General features: G+C 47.1%; 15 protein-coding genes. 4 read left to right on the top strand and 11 right to left on the bottom strand.

What is annotated here, in order from left to right; translation table 11 throughout:
* Positions 1-4 precede the first annotated feature (4 nt).
* Positions 5-2,092 (top strand): ATP-dependent DNA helicase RecG, encoded by a 2,088-nt coding sequence (gene recG / locus ICN37_RS04380; protein WP_216155154.1) that lies wholly within the window; start codon positions 5-7, stop codon positions 2,090-2,092.
* Positions 2,093-2,102: 10 nt separating this feature from the next.
* Complete coding sequence (gene ubiA, locus ICN37_RS04375) at positions 2,103-2,966, top strand: 4-hydroxybenzoate octaprenyltransferase (RefSeq protein ID WP_215320947.1); 864 nt, start codon at positions 2,103-2,105, stop codon at positions 2,964-2,966.
* Here the strand turns inward: ubiA and proC are convergent.
* From proC to ICN37_RS04350, 5 genes are read right to left on the bottom strand one after another with little or no spacing between them, the layout of a single operon-like run.
* Positions 2,963-3,832 (bottom strand): pyrroline-5-carboxylate reductase, encoded by an 870-nt coding sequence (gene proC, locus ICN37_RS04370; RefSeq protein ID WP_216155151.1) that lies wholly within the window; start codon positions 3,830-3,832, stop codon positions 2,963-2,965. The genes ubiA and proC overlap by 4 nt on opposite strands.
* A complete protein-coding gene (locus tag ICN37_RS04365; protein ID WP_216155149.1) occupies positions 3,829-4,554 on the bottom strand; it encodes a YggS family pyridoxal phosphate-dependent enzyme in 726 nt (241 codons plus the stop codon). The genes proC and ICN37_RS04365 overlap by 4 nt, the downstream gene beginning before the upstream one ends.
* Complete coding sequence (gene glcF / locus ICN37_RS04360) at positions 4,551-5,828, bottom strand: glycolate oxidase subunit GlcF (protein WP_215320941.1); 1,278 nt, start codon at positions 5,826-5,828, stop codon at positions 4,551-4,553. Before glcF ends, ICN37_RS04365 begins: the two co-directional genes overlap by 4 nt.
* An 8-nt stretch (positions 5,829-5,836) precedes the next feature.
* Positions 5,837-6,982 (bottom strand): glycolate oxidase subunit GlcE, encoded by a 1,146-nt coding sequence (gene glcE / locus ICN37_RS04355; RefSeq protein ID WP_216155148.1) that lies wholly within the window; start codon positions 6,980-6,982, stop codon positions 5,837-5,839.
* A complete protein-coding gene (locus ICN37_RS04350) occupies positions 6,982-8,472 on the bottom strand; it encodes an FAD-linked oxidase C-terminal domain-containing protein (protein WP_216155249.1) in 1,491 nt (496 codons plus the stop codon). Before ICN37_RS04350 ends, glcE begins: the two co-directional genes overlap by 1 nt.
* 42 nt (positions 8,473-8,514) lie before the next feature.
* Here ICN37_RS04350 and ICN37_RS04345 point away from each other — a divergent pair, with 42 nt between their 5' ends.
* On the top strand, positions 8,515-9,084 hold the full coding sequence (locus tag ICN37_RS04345; RefSeq protein WP_215320937.1) for a cob(I)yrinic acid a,c-diamide adenosyltransferase: 570 nt from the start codon (positions 8,515-8,517) through the stop codon (positions 9,082-9,084).
* 42 nt (positions 9,085-9,126) lie between these two features.
* On the opposite strand, the gene ICN37_RS04340 is transcribed toward ICN37_RS04345, so the two are convergent.
* From ICN37_RS04340 to ICN37_RS04325, 4 genes are read right to left on the bottom strand one after another with little or no spacing between them, the layout of a single operon-like run.
* The gene (locus ICN37_RS04340; protein WP_216155146.1) at positions 9,127-10,251 is read right to left on the bottom strand and encodes a 3-deoxy-7-phosphoheptulonate synthase; all 1,125 of its coding nucleotides are present in this window, start codon (positions 10,249-10,251) and stop codon (positions 9,127-9,129) included.
* Between the two features lie 30 nt (positions 10,252-10,281).
* Positions 10,282-11,772 (bottom strand): metalloprotease TldD, encoded by a 1,491-nt coding sequence (tldD, locus tag ICN37_RS04335; protein WP_255538464.1) that lies wholly within the window; start codon positions 11,770-11,772, stop codon positions 10,282-10,284.
* Positions 11,773-11,792: 20 nt separating this feature from the next.
* Positions 11,793-12,626: a carbon-nitrogen hydrolase family protein gene (locus tag ICN37_RS04330; protein ID WP_216155144.1), complete on the bottom strand. Its 834-nt coding sequence runs from the start codon at positions 12,624-12,626 to the stop codon at positions 11,793-11,795.
* A gap of 6 nt (positions 12,627-12,632) precedes the next feature.
* On the bottom strand, positions 12,633-16,784 hold the full coding sequence (locus ICN37_RS04325) for a YhdP family protein (RefSeq protein WP_216860892.1): 4,152 nt from the start codon (positions 16,782-16,784) through the stop codon (positions 12,633-12,635).
* A 77-nt stretch (positions 16,785-16,861) separates the two neighbouring features.
* Between ICN37_RS04325 and glnE the strand changes: the two genes are divergently transcribed.
* On the top strand, positions 16,862-19,675 hold the full coding sequence (glnE, locus tag ICN37_RS04320; protein WP_216155142.1) for a bifunctional [glutamate--ammonia ligase]-adenylyl-L-tyrosine phosphorylase/[glutamate--ammonia-ligase] adenylyltransferase: 2,814 nt from the start codon (positions 16,862-16,864) through the stop codon (positions 19,673-19,675).
* 13 nt (positions 19,676-19,688) lie between these two features.
* Here the strand turns inward: glnE and recN are convergent, their stop codons facing one another.
* Positions 19,689-21,359, bottom strand: a complete 1,671-nt coding sequence (gene recN, locus ICN37_RS04315; protein ID WP_216155140.1) for a DNA repair protein RecN — start codon at positions 21,357-21,359, stop codon at positions 19,689-19,691.
* A 26-nt stretch (positions 21,360-21,385) separates the two neighbouring features.
* A complete protein-coding gene (locus ICN37_RS04310; RefSeq protein WP_215320928.1) occupies positions 21,386-22,291 on the bottom strand; it encodes an NAD kinase in 906 nt (301 codons plus the stop codon).
* Positions 22,292-22,325: the final 34 nt, after the last annotated feature.

Here is a 22,325-nt window from a genome sequence, read left to right as displayed (position 1 = left end):
AACGATGACTACTAAACAAGCGCCAAGTACACTCCAAAAGATGGGTTTAGACAGCCCTATGGCCCTTGCTTTGCACTTGCCATCCCGTTATGAGGATGAGACCGAGCTGCTCACGATCGAGGAGGCCATACATCAGGGTAGATTTAACTCAGCCCAGACCCAGGGTGTAGTTATTCGCAATCAGGTCTTATTTAGGCCCAGAAGGCAGATGGTGGTGACCATCGAGGATGAGACTAAAACCTTAAATCTACGCTTCCTGAACTTCTACCCTAGCCAGCAAAAACAAATGGCTGTCGGGGTCAATATTCGAGTCCGCGGTGAAGTGCGTGAAGGTTTTCAGGGTCCAGAGATGGTGCACCCTACGGTGAGAGCTGTCGCTCCAGATACACCTTTACCTGCTAGTTTGACTCCAGTTTATCCAGCAAGTGTTGGAGTCTCGCAAACCATTATTCGTAAAGCAGTGTCACAAGCCTTACGTGACCCAAGCCTGCAAGATAGTCTGGCTGAGTTCTTGCCCAAAGAGCTGATGGCAGAGCTACTGCCTAGTCATGATTGGCCAAACTTGCAAGAGGCGATTATCTATTTACATCAACCGCCTGCCGATGCCAATACTCAGGCATTGCTAGAGCGTACTCATCCTGCTTGGCGTCGAGTGCAGTTTGAGGAACTCCTTGCTCAGCAAATTTCGTTAAAGCGTGCGCATGCGATTCGTCGGGAGCGGCATGCACCTAGTTTTGTAAAAAATAAAGATGAGAGTAAGGGCAAGAAAGAGCGGCAAAGCTTTGAAGCGGGCTTGCTGAAAGTGTTGCCTTTTAAATTAACTAATGCTCAAGATCGTGTTTGGTCTGAAATGAGTCATGACCTTTCTCAATCATTCCCGATGAATCGCCTTTTACAAGGGGACGTAGGTAGCGGCAAGACTGTAGTAGCGGCCTTGGCTGCAGCGCGGGCAATGGATCATGGCTATCAAGCTGCCATCATGGCGCCTACGGAAATATTGGCTGAGCAACACTATCTCAAAATGAAGGAATGGTTTGAGCCTTTAGGGGTACGAATCGCTTGGCTGTCAGGGAGTCTGAAAGCCAAAGAAAAAAGATTGGCACAAGAGGTAATCGAAAATGGGCAAGCCCAACTCATTATTGGTACGCATGCTCTTATTCAAGAAAACGTGAGCTTTGCCAAACTTGGCCTCGCAGTGATTGATGAGCAACATCGCTTCGGAGTGAGGCAGCGTTTAGAGATTCAGCAGCGCGTTGGGTCGGAATTGTTTTACTGCCATCAATTAATGATGTCTGCGACACCAATACCACGCACTTTAGCGATGACCTACTATGCTGACTTAGATGTCTCTGTCATCGATGAATTGCCTCCTGGTCGAAAACCGATTGCTACCAAGGTAGTTAAAGCCGGCCGCCGTGATGAGGTGATCGGTGGTTTGCAAAGTTGGTTATCCAAGGACTTGCAAGCGTACTGGGTTTGCCCTCTGATTGAAGAATCTGAAGTACTGCAATTGCAAACAGCAGTTGAGAGCTTCGAGCAACTGACTCAGGCTTTACCTGACTTTAAGGTTGGCTTAGTGCATGGCAGATTAAAAGCAGAAGAAAAAGCAGCAGTCATGGCCGCCTTTAAGGCAAATGAGGTTCAGCTTTTAGTTGCGACTACGGTAATTGAGGTTGGGGTAGACGTACCTAATGCGGCGTTAATGGTGATTGAGCATGCTGAGCGCTTTGGTTATGCCCAGATCCATCAATTGCGCGGGCGCGTGGGCAGGGGTTCTGCGGATTCGGTCTGTATTTTGATGTACGCCGAGCCGCTTTCAATGGCTGCCAAGGAACGTCTACAAACTTTACGTGAGACCTCAGATGGTTTTGTGATTGCTGAGCGAGATTTATCACTGCGTGGTCCGGGTGAATTGCTAGGCGCGAAGCAATCAGGAGATGCTATGTTGCGCTTTGTCGATTTGCAACGCGATGCCTGGTTAATTGGGTTAGCCCAACAGGCGGCCGAGCGCTTGCTCGCTGAGCATGCAGATCTGGTGGAGCGTCATTTAGAGCGCTGGCTCGGATCTCGAGCGGAATTTCTAAAGGCTTGATAATTACCTTATGAATGTAAAAGATCGTTTTATTTCTTATGGCCATCTAATCAGGCTAGATAAGCCGATTGGTACGCTATTACTGTTATGGCCTACGCTCTGGGCTCTTTGGTTGGCAAGCAGTGGTGTGCCTGATTTATCTATTTTGTTGATCTTTACTGTCGGCACATTTTTAATGCGTAGTGCGGGTTGTGCAATCAACGACTATGCTGATCGTGATTTTGATCGTCATGTTAACCGTACCCAAGATCGCCCAGTCACAAGTGGAAAAATCTCGGGCAAAGAGGCCATAGCTGTGGCTGGAGTATTGGCCTTGATTGCGTTTTTATTCATTCAGCCCCTGAATGTATTTACAAAACAACTATCCGTGCTTGCTTTGCTAGTAGCCTTCCTCTATCCCTTTACCAAACGCTTTTTTGCCATGCCCCAAGCTGTCTTAGGCATTGCCTTTGGCTTTGGCATTCCGATGGCGTATGCGGCTATTTTGGATTCTATCCCCCTAGAGGCCTGGTTCTTATTTATTGGAAACATTTTTTGGGCGATCGCTTATGACACAGCCTATGCCATGGTTGATCGCGATGATGATCTGCGCCTAGGGTTGAGAACATCGGCCATTACTTTTGGTCAGTACGATGTCGTCGCTATAGCAATAAGCTATGGGATGCTTTTTCTGAGTCAGTTATGGGTGGCGCAATTGGCTAACTTAAGCAATTATTTTTTAGTGGGTTGGTTCGCAGCATTGGCTTGTGCGATCTATCACTTAAAGTTGGTTTCAACACGCAATAGAGAAAATTGTTTTAAAGCATTCCGCCATAACAACTGGTTAGGCGGATTTTTATTTCTGGGAATTGTGCTGGGTATAGGTATTAACTAACTCTGGCCGAGTTCATCGCCCATCGTTTTACCGCGCTGACTGGCTGCATCAATCGCTTTTTCTAAAATTTCATGCCAACCTTGTTGTTTCATGACATCTAGAGCAGCAGCAGTGGTTCCACCCTTTGAAGTGACTCTCGCGCGGAGAACGCCAGCGTGTTCATCAGAGTCATGGGCAAGCTGTGTAGCGCCCTCAAGAGTGGCATAAGCCAGCTTGCGCGCTGTCTCTGAATCAAGACCGAGCTTCTCTCCAGCAGATTGCATTGCCTCTAAAAATGCAAAGACATAGGCTGGACCACTACCAGAAACAGCAGTTACTGCATCCATCAATTTTTCTTCTTTTACCCAAACGGTTTGACCTACCGCATTACAAATGGTTTCAGCTAAGGCACGATCAGATTGATCTACAGCGGTATCTGCAAAAAGACCGGTAATCCCTTTACCAATTAAGGCTGGAGTATTTGGCATAGCGCGTACACAGCGTGTGTGATCAAGCCAGCGACTCATATCTTTTAGGCGAATACCCGCAGCGATACTCAGAATGAGTGGACCGGGCGCGCTCGCATGCTTTAACTTAGACGCTAAACCTTTGGCAACGACATTAAAGTCTTGTGGTTTGATCGCCATGACAAGCACATTATTTCTAGAGAAATCAAAAGCGATGTGCTCCAGAGCGCCAATGCCCTGAACACCAAAATCTTCATGTAACTTTAGGGCAGTTGCAGCATTTGCTTCTACAACAGAGATTTGATTAGGTTCGAATCCACTAGCAAGAAGGCCGCTGATAAGGGCACGCCCCATATTGCCACCGCCAACAAAGGTGATGTGCGCGTTGCTATTGTTTTGTGCGATTTTGTTTGTGCTCATTTGCTAATCTTATCGCGCTTCCCGAAAATGGCTGTACCAACACGAACTATAGTGCTGCCCTCAGCAATAGCAGCCTCTAAATCATCGGACATGCCCATCGAAAGGGTATCAAAGAACTGGTAGCCGAGCTCAGTGAAATGGCTGGCCTGTATTCTTTTGAAGCAATCTTGCACTGCTGCAAACGCTTGGCGTTGCAAGATGTGGTCTGAATTAGGCGCTGGAATAGCCATCAAACCCCTCAGAACTAAGTTTGGCAAGGAGGTGATGGCATTGCAAAGCTCTTCAACTTCAACTAGGGAAATGCCGCTTTTGCTCTCCTCCTCGCTAACATTGATTTGTACGCAAACCATCAATGGCGGTAAATCTGGAAACTCGCCGCGTTGAGCGGATAGGCGTTCTGCAATTTTGAGGCGGTCCACACTGTGAACCCAATCGAAGTGTTGCGCTACTTCTCTGGTTTTATTGCTCTGTAAAGGGCCAATAAAATGCCAGGTCAACCAAGGGCGTAGTTTGGCTAACTTCTCAATTTTTTCAACGGCCTCTTGCACATAGTTTTCACCAAAAGCTGATTGTCCAGCATGCATAGCTTCTTCAACGGCAGCAGCAGGAAAAGTCTTGCTCACTGCCAGAAGCTCGATTTCTTCGGGCTCACGCTTTGCTGCTAGGGCAGCAAGCTCAATTCTTGTTCTGACTTGCATCAAATTGACAACAATGGAGTTCATGAGACCTTAGAAGATTTGCTAAGTAATTGGTCTACGATTTCAATCCAATGCACTACTGGAGTGTCTTCTTGCTGCAGGTGGGTAATGCAGCCAATGTTTCCAGACACAATGACCTCTGCGCCTGATTCCTCGCAGGCAGTATTTAGGTGAGTTAACTTGTTTTTACGAAGTTGCTCAGAGAGTTCTGGTTGAGTAACGGAGTAAGTGCCTGCAGAGCCGCAGCAAAGATGGCTGTCGGCACATAAACGCACACCAATACCAATACTAGAAAGCAATCCCTCAACCTTGCCACGAATTTGTTGGCCGTGTTGCAAGGTGCAAGGTGGGTGATATACGACGCCTGGCTTTGGATCGGTGCCTACCAGCTGCATCAGCTCATTTTGTAGGGAAGGTAGTATTTCAGAGATATCTTTAGTCAGATCTGAAATCTTCTTCGCTTTGGTTGCATAGACAGGATCATTGGCAAACAGGTGGCCATAGTCCTTCACCATCACACCGCAACCAGATGCGGTCATGACAATAGCTTCCACGCCACTTTCAACTAAAGGCCACCACGCATCAATATTTTGCTTGGCATTACCCAAGCCTCCAGCTTGATCATTGAGGTGATAGCGTAGCGCTCCGCAACAAGTGGCATTGGGCGCGCTAATCATTTGTATCTTTAACGCATTAAGAACGCGCGCTGTTGCTGAATTGATATTTGGGAGCATTCCAGGTTGTACGCAACCCTCTAGCAAAACCATTTTGCGCTGATGAGCTGCAGTAGGTCTTGCATAAGCATTAGTGGTATTGGCCAATGCCTTATTTACAGTCAGTGGAATCTTGCGTTTGATACCGCTTGGCATCAATGGGCGAATTAAACGACCCAGAGTCATTGCTGTATTAAATAAAGCGGGCTTAGTTAAACCTTCTTTTAGGGCCCAACGAGTCAGGCGTTGGCCGATTGGGCGCTCAGGCGTATTTTCTTCTGCCCACTTGCGACCAATGTCTATTAGGTTGCCGTATTGCACACCACTCGGACAGGTGCTCTCACAATTACGACAAGTTAAGCAGCGATCCAAATGCAGGCGAGTCTTTTCGGTGGGCGCTTGACCTTCGGCGATCTGCTTAATGAGATAGATACGTCCGCGAGGACCATCTAACTCATCACCCAGTATTTGATAGGTAGGGCAGGTGGCTGTACAAAAGCCGCAGTGAACACATTTACCCAGAATGCGGGCTGCCTCGATTCCTTCCGGAGTGTTGACAAATTGAGGGGCGAGTTGAGTTTGCATAGAAAGACTTATGGAAGACGTTTAGTGGCGAAAACACCTGCGGGATCAAAAGCTGATCTCAGGCGTTCTTGCACTGCCTCAAGGGCAAAGGAGTGGGCTTGCTCTGATAACAAAGTAAAGCGCTGATTGCTAGGGTCTACATTGGCACCTTGTCTAAAGCGAGTTGCATGTCCGCCATGGGAATTGGCAATGGCCTTGATGGCTTTAAAGGTAGCTTCATCGCCAGGCGCTGTAATCCAACGTTGTTGACCGTGCCACTCCAGAACAATTTTATCTGAGGCGCCAGTGATAGTAAGTGGCCCACAGGCTGCAGGTAGCGCTAAACGATAAAGTGTTTGATCAGCACCTAGATTAGCAAATGCAGAAAGATATTGCTCACGTAAATCATTCCAGAAATGTTCTGCAGTTTCAGGATTAACCTCAGTGGCCATAACCAAAGAGCTCATGAGAGGAATTGCAGCCTTTACAGCCGCTGCCGCACCAGCGAGACGGAAAGTTAGCTCTCCATCACCACCCGTAGTGGAACCAATCCAGCAGCTTGCAGATAAAGGTAGTGGCTGTCCAGCCCATTCATTCAATATTTTGAGCGCTTTCTCTTGGGAGATTTGGCAACGTAAGGTTGCGGTCGCCGCAGGTTTAGGTAAGACCTTGACTGAGGCTTCTAACAAAAGAGCAAGCGTTCCTAAAGAGCCAGGCAGCAAACGAGAGACGTCATATCCCGCTACGTTCTTCATTACCTTCCCGCCAAAGGAAAGATCTTGGCCTTTGCCATCGATAATGCGAGCGCCTAATACAAAGTCACGAAAGTTACCAACGGTAATACGCCCTGGACCAGCAAGCCCAGCAGCAATAGCGCCGCCAAAAGTTGCATTCTCACCAAAGTGTGGTGGTTCAAAAGCAAGCACCTGATTCTTTTCTTTGAGAGCTGCTTCAATTTCTTTTAGTGGAGTGCCAGCACAAGCGGTGATGACTAATTCTTCTGGCTGGTACTCCAAAATACCGGAGTAAGTACGTGTATCTAGTTTGGTATAGCTATTCGGATTGCCGTACCAAGATTTGGTGCCACCGCCTTCAAACGAGAGCGGGGTTTTATTTTTAGCTGCATTGAGAATTTGCTCGCGGAATGCATTGATTTGCGGATGGGAGTGGCTCATTAGAAGCGCTCCAATTCTGGGTGAGGCAATTGACCGCCGCTAATGCGCATACGACCATATTCTGCGCAGCGACTTAAAGTTGGGATGGCTTTATCTGGGTTGAGTAATTTTTCTGGATCAAAGGCGCTTTTCACACCCCAGAAAGATTCGCGCTCACCTTCACCAAACTGAACACACATCGAATTAATTTTTTCGATACCAACACCATGCTCACCAGTGATCGTGCCACCGAGTTCTACGCAGGCTTCTAATATTTCAGTGCCGAACTCTTCTGCACGATGCCATTCTGCTTGGTCGGCACCATTAAATAAAATCAGGGGATGCATATTGCCATCACCCGCATGGAAAACGTTTAGGCAGCCAAGACCATACTTTTCTTCCATGCCCTGAATGCGCTTGAGGAGCGTAGCAATATGGCGACGAGGGATAGTACCATCCATGCAATAGTAGTCTGGGGCCAAGCGACCCGCAGCTGGGAAAGCGTTCTTACGACCACTCCAAAACTTCAAGCGTTCACCTTCATCTTTAGAAATCTGTATTCCGCTTGCACCAGCTTCTTCAAGTACTTTGGTCATGCGCTCAATTTCTTCGGCAACTTCTTCTGGAGTGCCATCAGACTCGCAGAGCAAAATAGCTGCAGCGTCTAAGTCATAGCCTGCGTGCACAAATTCTTCTACAGCGCGAGTGGTAGCTTTATCCATCATCTCCAAACCAGCGGGAATAATGCCGGCTGCAATGATGGCAGCAACTGCGTTACCACCTTTTTCAATATCATCAAAACTTGCCATAATCACGCGAGCCAATTTTGGTTTCGCCACTAACTTGACTGTAACTTCAGTAACCACTGCGAGCATGCCTTCGCTACCCATCATGATGGCGAGAAGATCGAGTCCAGGTGCATCTGGTGCTAAGCCGCCAAATTCAATGATCTCACCATTCATGAGTATTCCGCGCACACGCAGAACGTTGTGCAGAGTGAGGCCGTATTTAAGACAGTGCACGCCACCAGAGTTTTCGTTGACGTTGCCGCCAATCGAACAGGCAATCTGAGAGGAGGGGTCCGGAGCGTAATACAAACCGAGGTGGGCAACTGCTTCAGAAATAGCAAGATTGCGAACACCAGGCTGAACGACTGCAGTGCGGGTAAATGGATCGATGCTAATAATTTTCTTGAGCTTTGCTAGTGACAGCACCAATCCCTGAGAAAGAGGCATTGCGCCACCCGAGAGGCCGGTTCCTGATCCGCGAGGCACTACGGGGATTTGCATCGCGTAGCAAATCTTCAGAATTTGGGCAACTTGCTCTTCTGTTTCTGGCAGAGCTACTGCCAAAGGCATCCGACGGTAGGCGGCCAGACCATCACATTCATAGGGAATAGTGTCTTCTGGCTCCCATAAAAGGGCATGTTCCGGCAGGATTGGGCGTAAGGCCGCAACCAATTTGGACTGAAGGGCGCTAATAGCGGCTAATTCGGGGGGTGGGGTCACCATATTCATAAGAATCATTTTAGCCATTTACCTATAATTAAGCTTATGGGAAATCGACTATCAAAAATCGCCACTAGAACCGGTGACGCAGGAATGACGGGCTTGGGTGACGGAAGTCGCGTAGAGAAGGATCACCTACGGGTCTGCGCCATGGGCGATATCGATGAGTTGAACTCTGAAATCGGGGTTTTAATGACCGAGGACATCCCAGCAAGCATTTCTGCTGAATTACAGGAGCTTTTTCTGCAGGTGCAGCATGATTTATTTGATTTAGGGGGTGAACTTTGCATCCCTAATTACAAACTACTCAATCCTGAGCATGTAGTGCAGCTAGATGTTTGGCTCGAAAAATACAACAAACAATTACCCCCTTTGACTGAATTCATTTTGCCGGGTGGTACTCGCGCTGCTGCGCAAGCCCATGTTTGTCGCACTGTATGTCGCAGGGCCGAACGTTCGATTGTTCGCTTGGGTTGGGAAGAGCCTTTATATGACTCCCCTCGTCAATATGTCAACCGCCTATCTGATTTACTCTTTGTGCTTGCGCGTATTTTGAATCGTGCGGCTGGTGGCGCAGATGTATTGTGGAAGCATGAAAAAAAAGAGACTAAATAAATTAGTCTCTTTTATCACCAGCGCTTAAAAAATACTGCAGTATTACTTCTTCTTGCTTCTGCGTTTCTTAACGGCTGTAGCTAGACGCTCTAGTACCTTCACAGAGTCATCCCAGTTGATGCAGGCATCAGTAATACTCTTGCCGTATTCCAATTTACTTGGGTCATCTTTTCCGGGTGTAAATTTCTGGGCGCCATCATTTAAATGACTCTCAACCATCACGCCAAAAATCTGGTGTGAGCCAGACTCAATTTGCTGAGCTACATCGTCGGCAACCACAATCTGACGCTCATGCTTTTTGCTTGAATTGGCATGGGATAAATCAACCATCAAACTGGCTGGAAGCTTGGCCGCTTCAAGCTCAGAGCAGGCTGCTTGCACAAATTGAGCCTCGTAATTTGGCTCTTTGCCGCCACGCAAAATCACATGGCAATCTTTATTGCCTTTAGTTTCCACAACCGATACTTGACCATTTTTATGAACGGATAAGAAATGATGTGGGCGACCTGCTGCTTGAATCGCATCGGTAGCAATTTTGATGTTGCCATCAGTACCGTTCTTAAATCCGATAGGTGCAGACAAGCCAGATGCAAGTTCGCGGTGAACTTGGCTTTCAGTAGTACGCGCACCAATAGCACCCCATGAAATCAGATCCGCAATATATTGCGGAGAAATCACATCCAAGAATTCGCTACCAGCTGGCATGCCAAGGCGATTGATTTCCATCAGTACTTGGCGCGCAAGGCGTAGACCTTCTTCGATGCGATAGCTTTCATCCAGATACGGGTCGTTAATCAAACCCTTCCAGCCAACAGTAGTGCGTGGCTTTTCAAAATATACGCGCATCACAATTTCTAATTCACCAGCAAAACGCTCGCGCTCAACTAAGAGGCGTTGGCAATATTCCAACGCTGCTTTTGGGTCATGAATGGAGCATGGTCCGATGATCACGAGTAAGCGGTCATCCTTGCCATGAATAATGTCGCGGATCTTTTTGCGAGTGTTGCTGATCAAAGCTTCAGTAGGCGTTCCAGAAATCGGAAAGAAGCGAATTAAATGCTCTGGCGGAGGCAGAACAGAAATGTTGTCAATGCGTTGATCGTCAGTATCTGAGGTCTTGTCGACAGCAGAGTACCAATTAGCGGGATTCGTATTTTGTTGGCTCATCTGGCTATTTTAAGCCGTAATTAGCCAATATTAGGTAGTCCCACCCACAGTCAGGCTATCAATCCTCAGGGTAGGCTGCCCAACCCCGACTGGAACACTTTGCCCTTCCTTGCCACAAACCCCAACCCCACCGTCTAGTTTTAGGTCATTTCCGATCATAGAAACCTGTTTTAGGGATTCTGGCCCGCTACCAATAATGGTCGCGCCTTTGACGGGGTATTGAATTTTGCCGTTCTCAACCCAATAGGCCTCTGAAGCAGAAAATACAAATTTGCCGCTAGTGATGTCAACCTGACCGCCGCCAAAGTTCACTGCGTATAAACCGCGCTTGATGCTGGCGACAATTTCTTGAGGATCATCTTTACCGGCCAACATGTAGGTATTTGTCATGCGCGGCATTGGTAGTGAGGCAAAACTTTCACGCCGACCATTGCCAGTGAGGGGCATATTCATGAGTCGGGCATTCAGGCTATCCTGAATATAGCCCTTCAAAATGCCGTCTTCAATTAAGGTGGTGCATTGAGTGGGAGTTCCTTCGTCATCAATATTTAAAGAGCCTCTACGTCCAGATAAGGTTCCATCATCCACAACGGTGACACCTTTAGCTGCAACGCGCTGTCCAATGCGACCAGCAAAAGCAGAGGATCCTTTGCGATTAAAGTCGCCCTCGAGACCATGACCAACTGCCTCATGTAATAGAACGCCTGGCCAGCCCGGCCCCATGACCACTGTCATTGGGCCAGCAGGTGCTGGGCGCGATTCGAGATTTAATAGGGCTCCGTCAACAGCTTCATCAACATAGCGATTAATCAAATCAGTATTGAAGTAGAGGTAGTCATGACGTGCGCCGCCGCCAGAGGAGCCTGATTCACGCCGACCATTCTGTTCTGCAATAACGTGTACCGAAACGCGCACTAACGGGCGTACATCTGCCGCCAACAAGCCATCCGCACGCACAACCAATACAACATCAAACTCCCCGGCCAGACTGGCCATAACCTGGATGATCCGTGGGTCACGTGCTTTAGCGCGACGTTCTATGCTTTCCAGAAGGGCAATTTTTTCTTTGGGCTGAAGAGAATCTAAAGGATTGACATCCGAGTAGAGCTTATTGGATATGGGATTAAAAAGTTTGCTGGCAACCGCCTGCTTACCACCCTCGGGCCCAATCACTCGAGTAGCTTTGGCTGCTTTATTTAAAGCTTCTAAATTAATTTCATCTGAATAAGCGAAAGCTGTCTTATCGCCATAAATAGCGCGCACACCAACGCCTTGATCAATATTAAAGCTGCCGGACTTAACAATGCCTTCTTCAAGACTCCAGCTCTCACTCCGAGTATGTTGGAAGTAGAGATCTGCATCATCAAGGCGATGGGCAAATAGATTGCCAAAGGTACCATGTAAGTCTTGCTCGGATAAGCCGGTTGGTTCGAGCAAAATAGATTTGGCTAACTTGATAAGGTCTGCTTGCTTTTTGGCTTTCGTCCAATTGGCAGGGAATAGTGCTTCTGGTGCATTCATGTGATTCAGCAAATCTTTCTTTAAAGCTTGCGATGCGCAAGTGCGGGTAACTTAGAGCGTACCTCGTTTAATTTATCTTTGCACAAAACCCCAGAAATAAAGCCTTCACCCTCGGGGAGGTTGGCCAAGATGCTGCCCCAAGGATCAATCAACATACTATTGCCCCAAGTACGTCGTTGATTTTGATGAATGCCGCCTTGGGCGGAGGCTAACACGTAACATTGGTTTTCGATAGCGCGAGCGCGTAAGAGAATTTCCCAATGATCCTTGCCAGTTGTATAGGTAAAGGCGGCTGGGATGATATGGCAATCTACCTGTCCAAGGGCGCGATAGAGCTCTGGGAAGCGCAGGTCATAGCAAATACTCAAACCAAAGGTCCAATCATTTCCGCCAATTGAAATTTTTAAGAGGCCCGGCGCATTGCCAGCCTCAATTGTTTCGGATTCTTGATAACGCTCAGTTGCTGTTTGAAAACCAAATAAATGAATTTTGTCGTAACGAGAAATTTGCTCGCCAGCAGGATTAAAAACAATGCTTGTATTAAGTACTTTATTAGAATCTTTTGCTTCCAGTGGAATAGTACCTGCCACTAGGTAAATATTATTTTGTTGTGCAATATCCGAAAGTTGCTCTTGGATGGGCCCACTACCAATGCTTTCGCGGGCCCGAACTTTATCGGTGTCCTTGAGGCCCATTAAGCAAAAATACTCTGGTAAGACAGCAAGTTGTGCGCCTTCGGCTGCAGCTGCGACGACGAGTCTGCTTGCTGTAGATAAGTTCTCCCGCAAATCAGGTGTGGAGACCATCTGAATGGAGGCAATCTTGAGGTCTGCGCTATTTACTGATGAGTTCATGATGATTTAGTTAGCAATTTTATTGGGGCTACCTAAATTACTCGGAGTGCTTTGTGGCCCAGAGTTACTATTATTCGGCTTGCTTTGCTCTTTCAACAACTCTTTACTGCGAATAGTATCTAAAGTTTTCGAGTCAATTGGCTGACCCTTTTGGTCAAGGGGGATCACTTCTGGATCATCCCAAGAGCCTTGGACCAGATAGTCTGATTGGAGATTACGATTGATTTGACTGGTAATTAAATACTGCCCAACCAATGCGCCCAGACCTACGATAGGATTAATGGCGAAGGCAGCCAATGAGCCGGCTGTTGCATCAATTGTTGGAAATATGGTGACACGTAAATCTTGCGTTTGTTTGGGGATATTGATTTGCCCATTCATGGCAACCCGTGCTTGGTCTAAACCCATTGTGAATTGCTTCGTTTGAGCAACTCCGGAGCTAATATCAAAAGAAGCATCAATGGAATTAAATGGCGTTCCCTTGGTCACAATATTGCCCAAGCTTCCCTGGAGGTCCAGAGTAGCAAATCTAAATAAACTTTGTAGGCTGAGTACGTCAAGCAGCTTGGCGCCGCTGGTATTCACCTCTAACAATCGACCTTTTTCAAGATTCAAGGTTACCTTACCGGCTAGGGTATCGAATTGAGGTACGAAAGGAGTGCCATCCCACTCCACGTTACTGGTCAATTTGCCTTGGCCGCCTTCCACTGATTTTTGGCTGGTCCAATGCCCAATAATTTGACCAGCATCCTTAATGTCTAAATCAACATTCACCGTTGTGTGTTCAGCTTGATTCTGGGTGGCACCAACCCAGCGCCCAGTTAAAGCAGAGCTGCCTTGGGGATTATTAAATTGGATGGAATCCACATTGAGGACGTTGTTATTTGTCCTGGTTTTAATTTTCATCTGACCAAGCTGAGCCTTACCCCAGCTGAAGTCATCAATAGCTAAATCAATACTAGGAATGGAGTCAGGATTAATCGCAGTTTTGGCAGGAAGATTTTTTGAGGCTGGCTTTTTGACCTCAATTGGAGTGCTGACTTTCTCGGGAAACTTGAGTCGCGCTAAGCGCCCACTAATCAAACCGCTTAGTTGTGACTTATTGGGTTCTGTATATTGCAGTTGACCGGCGATGGAGGGTGAATTAATGCGCATTTGCCAAGCGGCATTTTTATTGCTTGCTGAAAAATTCATATCCTGCCAATTGCGCTCAAACAAAATGACTTTTTTTACTTGGGCAGCAATTTGAATATTGCTTGGATTATTTTCTTCCGCTTTAGAAGAACCTTTCTTCTTTTGGCTTTCTAAAAAATCTTGCCATACATCGAGATTCAGCTCTGAAGTGGCAAGATTAAGCTGAAAGCCTTGGTTCGGGAGTGCTGCGCCAGTGCCGATTCCTACCGCATGACGAAGAGCGTCATCACTGCCAAGCTCACCTTGAATAAAGTAGGTGTCACCAATTTTTCCATCCCATGTAAATCGACTGGATGTGGAGGGTGATTTCGCAAAGGATTTCAGGGTTAATTGGCCTGACATGGGTGTCCCCATCTGCTTTTTCGCGGGGGCTGGTGCTGAACTAGCCCAATCACGCATATCGATCTTGAGATTGGTTTCGCTATTGCCTTTATTGAAATGAATGGCGCCCTCATATCTCGCAACGCCGCTTATTGCTTGCAAAATCGGAAGTACCTGAACTGATGAATCTTTTGCAAAGTAGTTTTTAATAAAGCTAGCGCTAATATCGCCTGAGATGTTGTAGCTCGGGCCCCCTTGATTTGGCGTTTTACTTGAAATCTTAATAGCGCCACCAAGGAAATTAGCGGTGATATCTTCGAATTCAGGATTGATCTCAGTTATACGAATCTTTCCTTTGAGGTTATCCAGAGGCGGCAAGTCGTCCCACTGGACCCTGTTGCCAGGAAAATTGAGTTGAATGTCAGTTTTGGTGTCCCCGTTACCGGATAGGGGAACGCTAAGGGCCAAGCTGAGCTTGGTTGGTCCTGTAACCTTTAGATTGCGCTCAAGTGCAATTTGCTTTTTACCAACAGGTGAGGCAAATAGATATTCGAGTAGTTGTGGGGCATCACCTTCAGCCTCACCATTCACCGTCAGAAGTAATAGCTTTGCGCTCACACTAGGAATTTCTGCGTGAAATTTACTCAGTGCAACTTGTTTGTAGCTTGCTTGATCAATATCTACCGTGAAGTTAGCATTCTGCATATTGATCAAGCCGTTTACCCTATTAAATGGGGGCCAAACACCTTGTGCGATTGATGAGCTTGGCACTGGGCTGAAAGTGGCGCCATTAATCGGTAGCTTGAGTGTGAATTCTCCTGAGCCTACTTTAGGGAAGGGTACTTCATTGGGATCACCTTTGATATGCAAGCTACCATTTTTGATGATGCCTGCGTCAAAGGCTTTGCTTAGATAGGATTTGGCATCGCTACCCATGCCAACAGGCAAATAACGATAGGCGGTTTTGAGATCAGCCTGAGCAAAATTTATGTCCAGGTTCATAAAGTCAGGATTTTTACCTTCACCAATGATGTAATTGAGATTGAGCGTGGTTGAAATCTCAGAATTACTAAGTGCTAACTGCTTTGCATTAATGACCCAATTCCCTTTTTGTTTTGCCCAAGAAATTTGACCATTGGCTTGATCAAGCTTGATTTTTGGATCAACCAATAGATCGTTAACCTCAAGCTCTAGATCGCTTGATTTAATCGAGAGGCTGCCCTTGTTTTGGTCGGCCGAGAGGAAGCCGGACAGTTTGGATACTGAAGGCATCGCTTTATTGATGCCAACAAAGCTGAGGTCGATCAGTTTTCCACTCACAGTAAAGTCTACTTTGTTCGACTTAAACCATCCGCCAGGAATATTGAGGGCAGATAAGGGTGATTTACTTTCAGACCAATTGATATCGAGATCTTGTAACTCACCATCAGCTTGTGAGGCTTTAATCCACTGATGAACTTTTTTAGATAAAGGCAGGTTGAGGGCAAATAAGGCAACATCCTCAACCGAAATCTTTGGCGATGAAAAACCAAATTCTTTAATTTCCCCGTCTCCCGCTGGTGGTCTCCAGCGGAAAGTCATTGGGCTTAAATTCTCGAGGGGGGTAGATGCTGGACTCTCAATATCTCGCCAGGAAAATGTCTTGGTAGTAACGGATATCAAGCCATTATCAGTTTCTTGAACCAGGTTGGTTTCTAGCCTTCCAAGAGCAATGGCATCTTCACCTTTAGATAGTTGAATAGTTAAACGATCGGCGGCAAGATAAATTTCTCCACCATCAGGTTTGCCGTTGTCAATTTTTAATTTTCCATTGGAGTTCACCACTCCCTCAAGCGTATTTAGAGGGAGGGCAAATTCATTTGCTATTTGAGTGAGCTGGAGTTCATTTAAATTCCAAGAGATAGTCCCGATCCAATCGCGCCAATTGCCCGCTTGGCCACCGATATGGTGCACAAGATCAATATCAAGCGAGACTGGTCCTTTGGTCCAGGGGGTAATGACGCTCAGCGAGCCTTGATGGCTACGAATGCCATTGCCAAGAGAAAGGTTTTGAATATCTATTGAAGTAATGGCTTTCTTTTTGAGTTGATCATCCCAAAATAATTTGACATCGCTGACACGAATCTCATTTTGAGCAAAGAGCCAATTCTCAGCGGAGTAATCATTGGATTTTCCGTCTATGGGGATGCCGGCAACTGTAATGACGCCTTTGCCATTACGTTGCCCATAAATTTCAGCACCCTCGATATTGAGCTCATGAAAGAATGGGGCTAGGTGATAAAAAGTTGCCCAACTGAGTTGCCCATCAATTTTCTGAATGAATAAGAGCGGTTTCGCTTTATCGGGCGCGTTGAAGCGCAAACCTTCAATTTCAAAATTAGGTCTCATGCCCGTCCATGAAACTTGTAGAGAGTCCATAGATACATCTGCACCAATGCGAGCGCTAATGAGCCTCTCAACCGAGGCTTTAGATTTCTCAATTTGCGGCCACAGAACAAACCGCACGCCCACATGCACCAGTACACAAAGAGCCAAAACAACGCCCGTTAAGATGAGGGCACGCTTACGCCAAGCCCCGTTCGAACCTTGAGGACGTTTAGCAAGCACGCTCTTGAGGCGAGGCGGGATGATGTTTTGCAGCATGAGCTCCATTATCCTTCAGCCCCAGCCTGATCGACAAGCTTCTGGCTTGGGCCTTGGGGTCGGATTAAGATGGGGGAATGGATGATTTTTCCCGGCAAATCGATTTTTTAGAGCAACACTCGACTTATGCGCGACGTTGGCTAACTGCTCACCCTGAATGGCTTGAGTGGCTCCGTATTCAAGGGCAGAAAAAAGTCGATATACAGAGCATCAAGGCCTTGCTAAAAGACTGTGGTGTCGATGAGCGGGCTGATGCGCAAGACGAGGCCCTATGGATGACCAATTTGCGCTTGGCCAGGCAGCGTTTGATGCTCTGGGTTGCATTTCGAGATTTAAATGGCATGGCCGCCTTGCAAGAAGTGACTCAGGCGCTGAGCCATTTTGCTGAATTAGCAGTTTCCGCATCGATTGCCTTTATTAGGGAGGACCTCAAAGCCCGTTTCGGCTTGCCTTGGAGTAATGCAACGCAATCAGAGATGCCGCTCATGGTTGTCGGCATGGGTAAATTGGGCGGCCTTGAACTCAATCTGTCATCAGATATCGATTTGATTTTTCTCTATGAGCATGAGGGTGAAACTACTGGTGGGCCTAAGAATTTATCCAACCAGGAATGGTTCACGAGATTGGGCAAACGCTTAATTAAGCTGCTTGCTGAGCACGACGCTAATGGGTTTGTTTTTAGGGTAGACATGCGTCTTCGTCCCAATGGAGACTCAGGACCTCTGGTGTGTAGTTTGGATATGTTAGAAGAATATCTATTGGTTCAGGGGCGAGAGTGGGAGCGCTACGCCTGGATTAAAGGTAGGTTAATTGCGCCTCTACCAGGAACCCCTGATTTCTCTCGCTGCCAAAGAGAGCTTGACCAGCTGATTCGGCCCTTTGTATATCGTCGACATTTGGATTACGGTGTGATTGCCTCCATTCGGGATTTGCATGCACAAATTCAGGCAGAAGCAGAAAAGCGCTCTTCGGGTCATCAAGGGCGTTCACGCGATATTAAGTTGGGGCGCGGCGGTATTCGAGAGATTGAGTTTTTAGCGCAAATGTTTCAACTCATGCGGGGCGGTACAGATCCTCGCTTTAGACTCCGCCCAAGCTTGGAGGCCTTAGATCTCATTAAACAATGCGGCATCCTCCCCGCCGATGAGGTAGATGCGTTACAGGCGGCCTATGTTTTCTTGAGACGCTTGGAGCATCGTATTCAGGTATGGGATGACCAGCAAACCCACTATCTGCCTGATGATGCTGAAGTACGGTCACGTTTGGCGATTTCAATGCAAGGTCAAGAAGCAGAAGTAAGCGCTTTTATGGCTGAACTGGAGCGGCATCAAAATAAGGTTGCCCAGCTTTTTGAAAAAGCATTTTTACTGGATGATGGCTCGCGTCTTGAGATTGCGCCCTTAGCCCAGGACTGGGCGCCTGACCCAATATTTTTCCCTGATTCCTATATTCGTTGGCAGTCGTGGATTGATAGCCCAAAACAAAAATTATTACCGAAAAAAAGTCGTTTAATTTTCGATAACTTGATGTGCAAGGCGGCCGAGAGTTTGCAGATTGAAGCTGCCACCTCGGCACATGCCGACCAAACACTGTTGCGTTTGTTCGATTTGCTTGAGGCAATTGCAAGGCGTAGTGCCTATCTTTCTATTTTGGCTGAGTATCCTAGGGCATTATCTAATGTGCTTGACTTGCTCAAGGCGTCGCAATGGGGTGCGCAATATCTAACGCGTCACCCACATTTGCTGGATCACTTATTGAACTCACAAACCGAGAGGGCTTTAATCGAGGATCCAGAAAGATATTGGAGCGAGGTGCGAGCCAATCTCAATATGCGGCTCGATGATGTTATGGTCGATGGTGATGGCTCTGAGCAGGCGATGGATATCCTGCGAGTCACCCATCACAACGAAACCTTCATCACGCTATTGACTGATCTAGGTATTGGCGTGCAAAAAGCGCTGCCGGTGGAGCGGGTTAGTGACCACTTATCTGCTTTAGCGGATTTAATTTTGCAGACGACATTTGAGCGGGTTTGGCCTAGTGTGGCTCAAAAGTTTGATTTACCTCTTGAGGCTAGCCCTCCATTTGCAATTATTTCTTATGGCAAATTGGGTGGCAAAGAATTAGGCTATGCCTCTGATTTAGACATTATTTTTTTGTATCAAGCTGAAGACTCAGACTATGCGGCTCAAGAAATTTATGCCTTGCTAGCAAAGCGCATGATTAATTGGTTAACTGCATTTACTTCTACTGGTAGCTTATTTGAAATCGATACGCGTCTTCGTCCTAATGGCTCTGCTGGATTCTTAGTAACGAACGCGGATGCCTTTAAAAAATACCAACTTCGAGAAGGTGATAATGCGGCTTGGGTGTGGGAGCATCAGGCCCTTACGCGAGCTCGTTGTTCGGCTGGTAATCCGGGCGTGGGCAAATTTTTTGACTCAGTTCGTTCCGAGGTGTTAAGTCAGAAACGAAATATTGAGCAGCTCAGGACAGAAATTTTAGAAATGCGCCGCAAGGTTCACGCAGGTCATCCCAATACCAAGGCCGATTTTGACTTAAAGCATGATTCTGGCGGTATGGTGGATATTGAATTTATTGTGCAGTTCTTGGTCTTGGCTTATGCCCATCAGCATGCTCAACTCATTGGTAATCTAGGTAACATTGCTTTGTTGCGCATTGCTGGTGATGTGGGCTTAATTACCCAAGAGGCTGCACTCACTGTGGGCGATGCGTATCGATTGTTGCGAGCCCGTCAACATCGATTGCGTTTGGATGGTGTTGAGAAAATCCGCATTAATTTAGAAAATGAGCTTGAGCTCATTGCGGCAAGAGATGCAGTTCAAGCACTTTGGCTGGAGATATTCAAAGCACCTTCAAGTATTGGCTAGAGGCAATACAGCTTTAGTTTTGCTCTAGCAACTCACGGGCATGACGGCGAGTGGTATCGGTAATAGTAGCGCCACCAAGCATGCGGGCCACTTCTTCAACCCGTTCAGCCCTACCCAAAATCTGTACTTGCGATACCGTCTTCTCGCTGTTTTGAGATTTGCTGACTTTGAGGTGATGATTGCCTTGAGCTGCTACCTGTGGCAAATGGGTTACACATAAGATCTGGTGAGATTGACCCAATTGGTGCAATAGTTTGCCTACTGTTTCAGCAACTGCGCCACCAATACCTGCATCTACCTCATCAAAGATGAGTGTGGGGGTGAATGAGGCTTTGCTTGTAATAACGCTAATTGCTAGGCTAATGCGGGCTAGCTCTCCACCTGAGGCTACCTTAGCAAGTGAGCGAGGAGTGCTACCAGCATGACCGGCTACTAAAAATTCAATTTGCTCAAGACCATGGGATCCGCCTTCGCTAAGGGGTGCCAAGGCGATCTCTAGGCGCCCTCCTGCCATTGATAAATCTTGCATGGCATTAGTCACTAAATCGCCTAGCTCTTTGGCGGCCTTGCTGCGTTTTTGTGAAAGCTGTTTTGCGAGCTTTAAGTAAACAACTTCTTCTTGTTGAACTTGCTCTCGGAGTGCTTCAATATTTTGGGATGCGGTTAAGGCATCAAGTCGCTCTGATGTCTCCAAAAGAAGTTTTGGTAGTTCGTCAACCTCTGCGCGGTATTTGCGAGCCGTACCATGCAATGCCTGCATGCGTTCCTCAACTTCGGAAAGTCGAGCGGGATCTAAATCAATCTTTTGCAGGTAACGATTGAGACCATGAATGGCTTCATCTAGCTGAATGCTGGCTGACTCTAGTGCTTGATTGATCTCGCCTAAGGCTGGGTCATGCTCCGCGAGGGCGCCTACATTGGCGCATACCTTCGACAAGGTGGATTCCAGAGAATTATCGGCATCACTCAATACTTCAATTGCTTCTTGGCAACTACCAATTAACTTTGCACCATTTGCTAAGCGGGCGTGCTCACTTTGAATATTGACCCATTCACCTTCTTGCGGGGAGAGTTCGGTGAGTTCTTCCAGTTGCCACTCAAGGCGCTCACGTTCGCGTTCAACGTCTTGGCCTGCGTTTTCTGCTTGCTCAAGACGGCGACGAGAATTGGCCAGTGTTTTGAAGGTTTGGGCTACTTCTGCAGAGAGTGGCAACAAGCCAGCGTGGCGATCGAGAAGTTCGCGTTGAGCGCCACCCTTTAATAAGAGTTGGTGGGCATGTTGCCCGTGAATGTCCACTAGCTGATCACCGGCCTCACGCAATTGCGCTAGCGTCGCAACGCTGCCATTAATAAAGGCACGACTGCGGCCATTACTTTCTACGGTTCTTTTGAGTAATAAGCTTTGGCCCTCATCCTCAATGGGGAATCCTTGCTCATCAAGCCACTGACTAAACGATTGCACTAACTCTGGCTCAATCCGAAAGAGGGATGAGATTTCTGCGCGGTTACTGCCTTCACGTATTTGGCTGCTATCAGCACGCTCACCCAGCACTAAGCCAAGGGCGTCTAGCAGTATTGATTTGCCTGCACCGGTTTCGCCGGTGAGCACAGTAAACCCGCTTGAGAAATCTAGCTCTAGCTGATCAACGATGACAAAGTCACGGAGTGAGATGGTTTGAAGCATGTATTAGCGTAGCAAAAAACTCGACATCAGAAAGTCGATGGGTATTCATTCCAGTGCAATTTCTCACGCAAAGTCTTGTAGTCGCTGTGATTGCTGGGGTGTAATAGATCAATAGTTTTATCAGACTGACGCACTTCAATCTTGTCGCCGCTTTGTAGATTGGTTTGTGATTGCATGTCGAAATTGACAATGACTTCAAGTCCATTGACCACCTCAATCACCGTGACACTATCTTGTGGCAAAACAATTGGCCTATTAGAAAGTGAGTGTGGCGCAATCGGGACAAGCAATATACCCGCCACATGTGGATGCAAAATAGGTCCGCCGGCTGAGAGCGCATATGCAGTTGAGCCGGTAGGGGTCGATACGATCAAGCCATCAGATCGTTGGTTATACATAAATGAGCCATTGACGTGAACTGCCAATTCGACCATTCCTGAAATGCCAGAGCGATTCACGACAACATCATTGAGCGCTAATGCGCGATTAATTTCTTTGCCATTACGAAGAACTACGGCATCGAGCAATGTGCGCGTATCGGCTTCGTATTCCCCGGAAATAATTTTGGGTAGCGTTGTCTGAACCGACTGAATTGGAATATCAGTCATATAACCAAGACGACCCATATTGATTCCAACGAGCGGAACATTGCTGCCCGCTAATTGACGTGCAATGCCCAGCATGGTGCCATCGCCTCCCAAAACGACAACAAGGTCGATTGCTCCTGCAAAGGCTTGCGCAGTTTTTGTGGGGTAGCTTTTCAAGCCAAGGTGATTGGCTGTCTCAGACTCAATAAAGACCTCACAACCCAATCCTGAGACCACTTTGGCTAGGTCTTTTAGGTGCTCTTCAATGCCATCAGCATGAAATTTGCCGACAAGCGCAACCCGGCTAAATGCCTTTTTGCTGGAATTTGGGGATGGGCTTAACATATAACGATTAAACCATAGGCATAAAATCCCTTCC

This window comes from Polynucleobacter sp. P1-05-14, assembly GCF_018881675.1.
GTDB lineage: Bacteria > Pseudomonadota > Gammaproteobacteria > Burkholderiales > Burkholderiaceae > Polynucleobacter.
The sequence above is the reverse complement of the archived record's forward strand: the minus strand, read 5'-3'. Positions and strand labels throughout refer to the sequence as shown.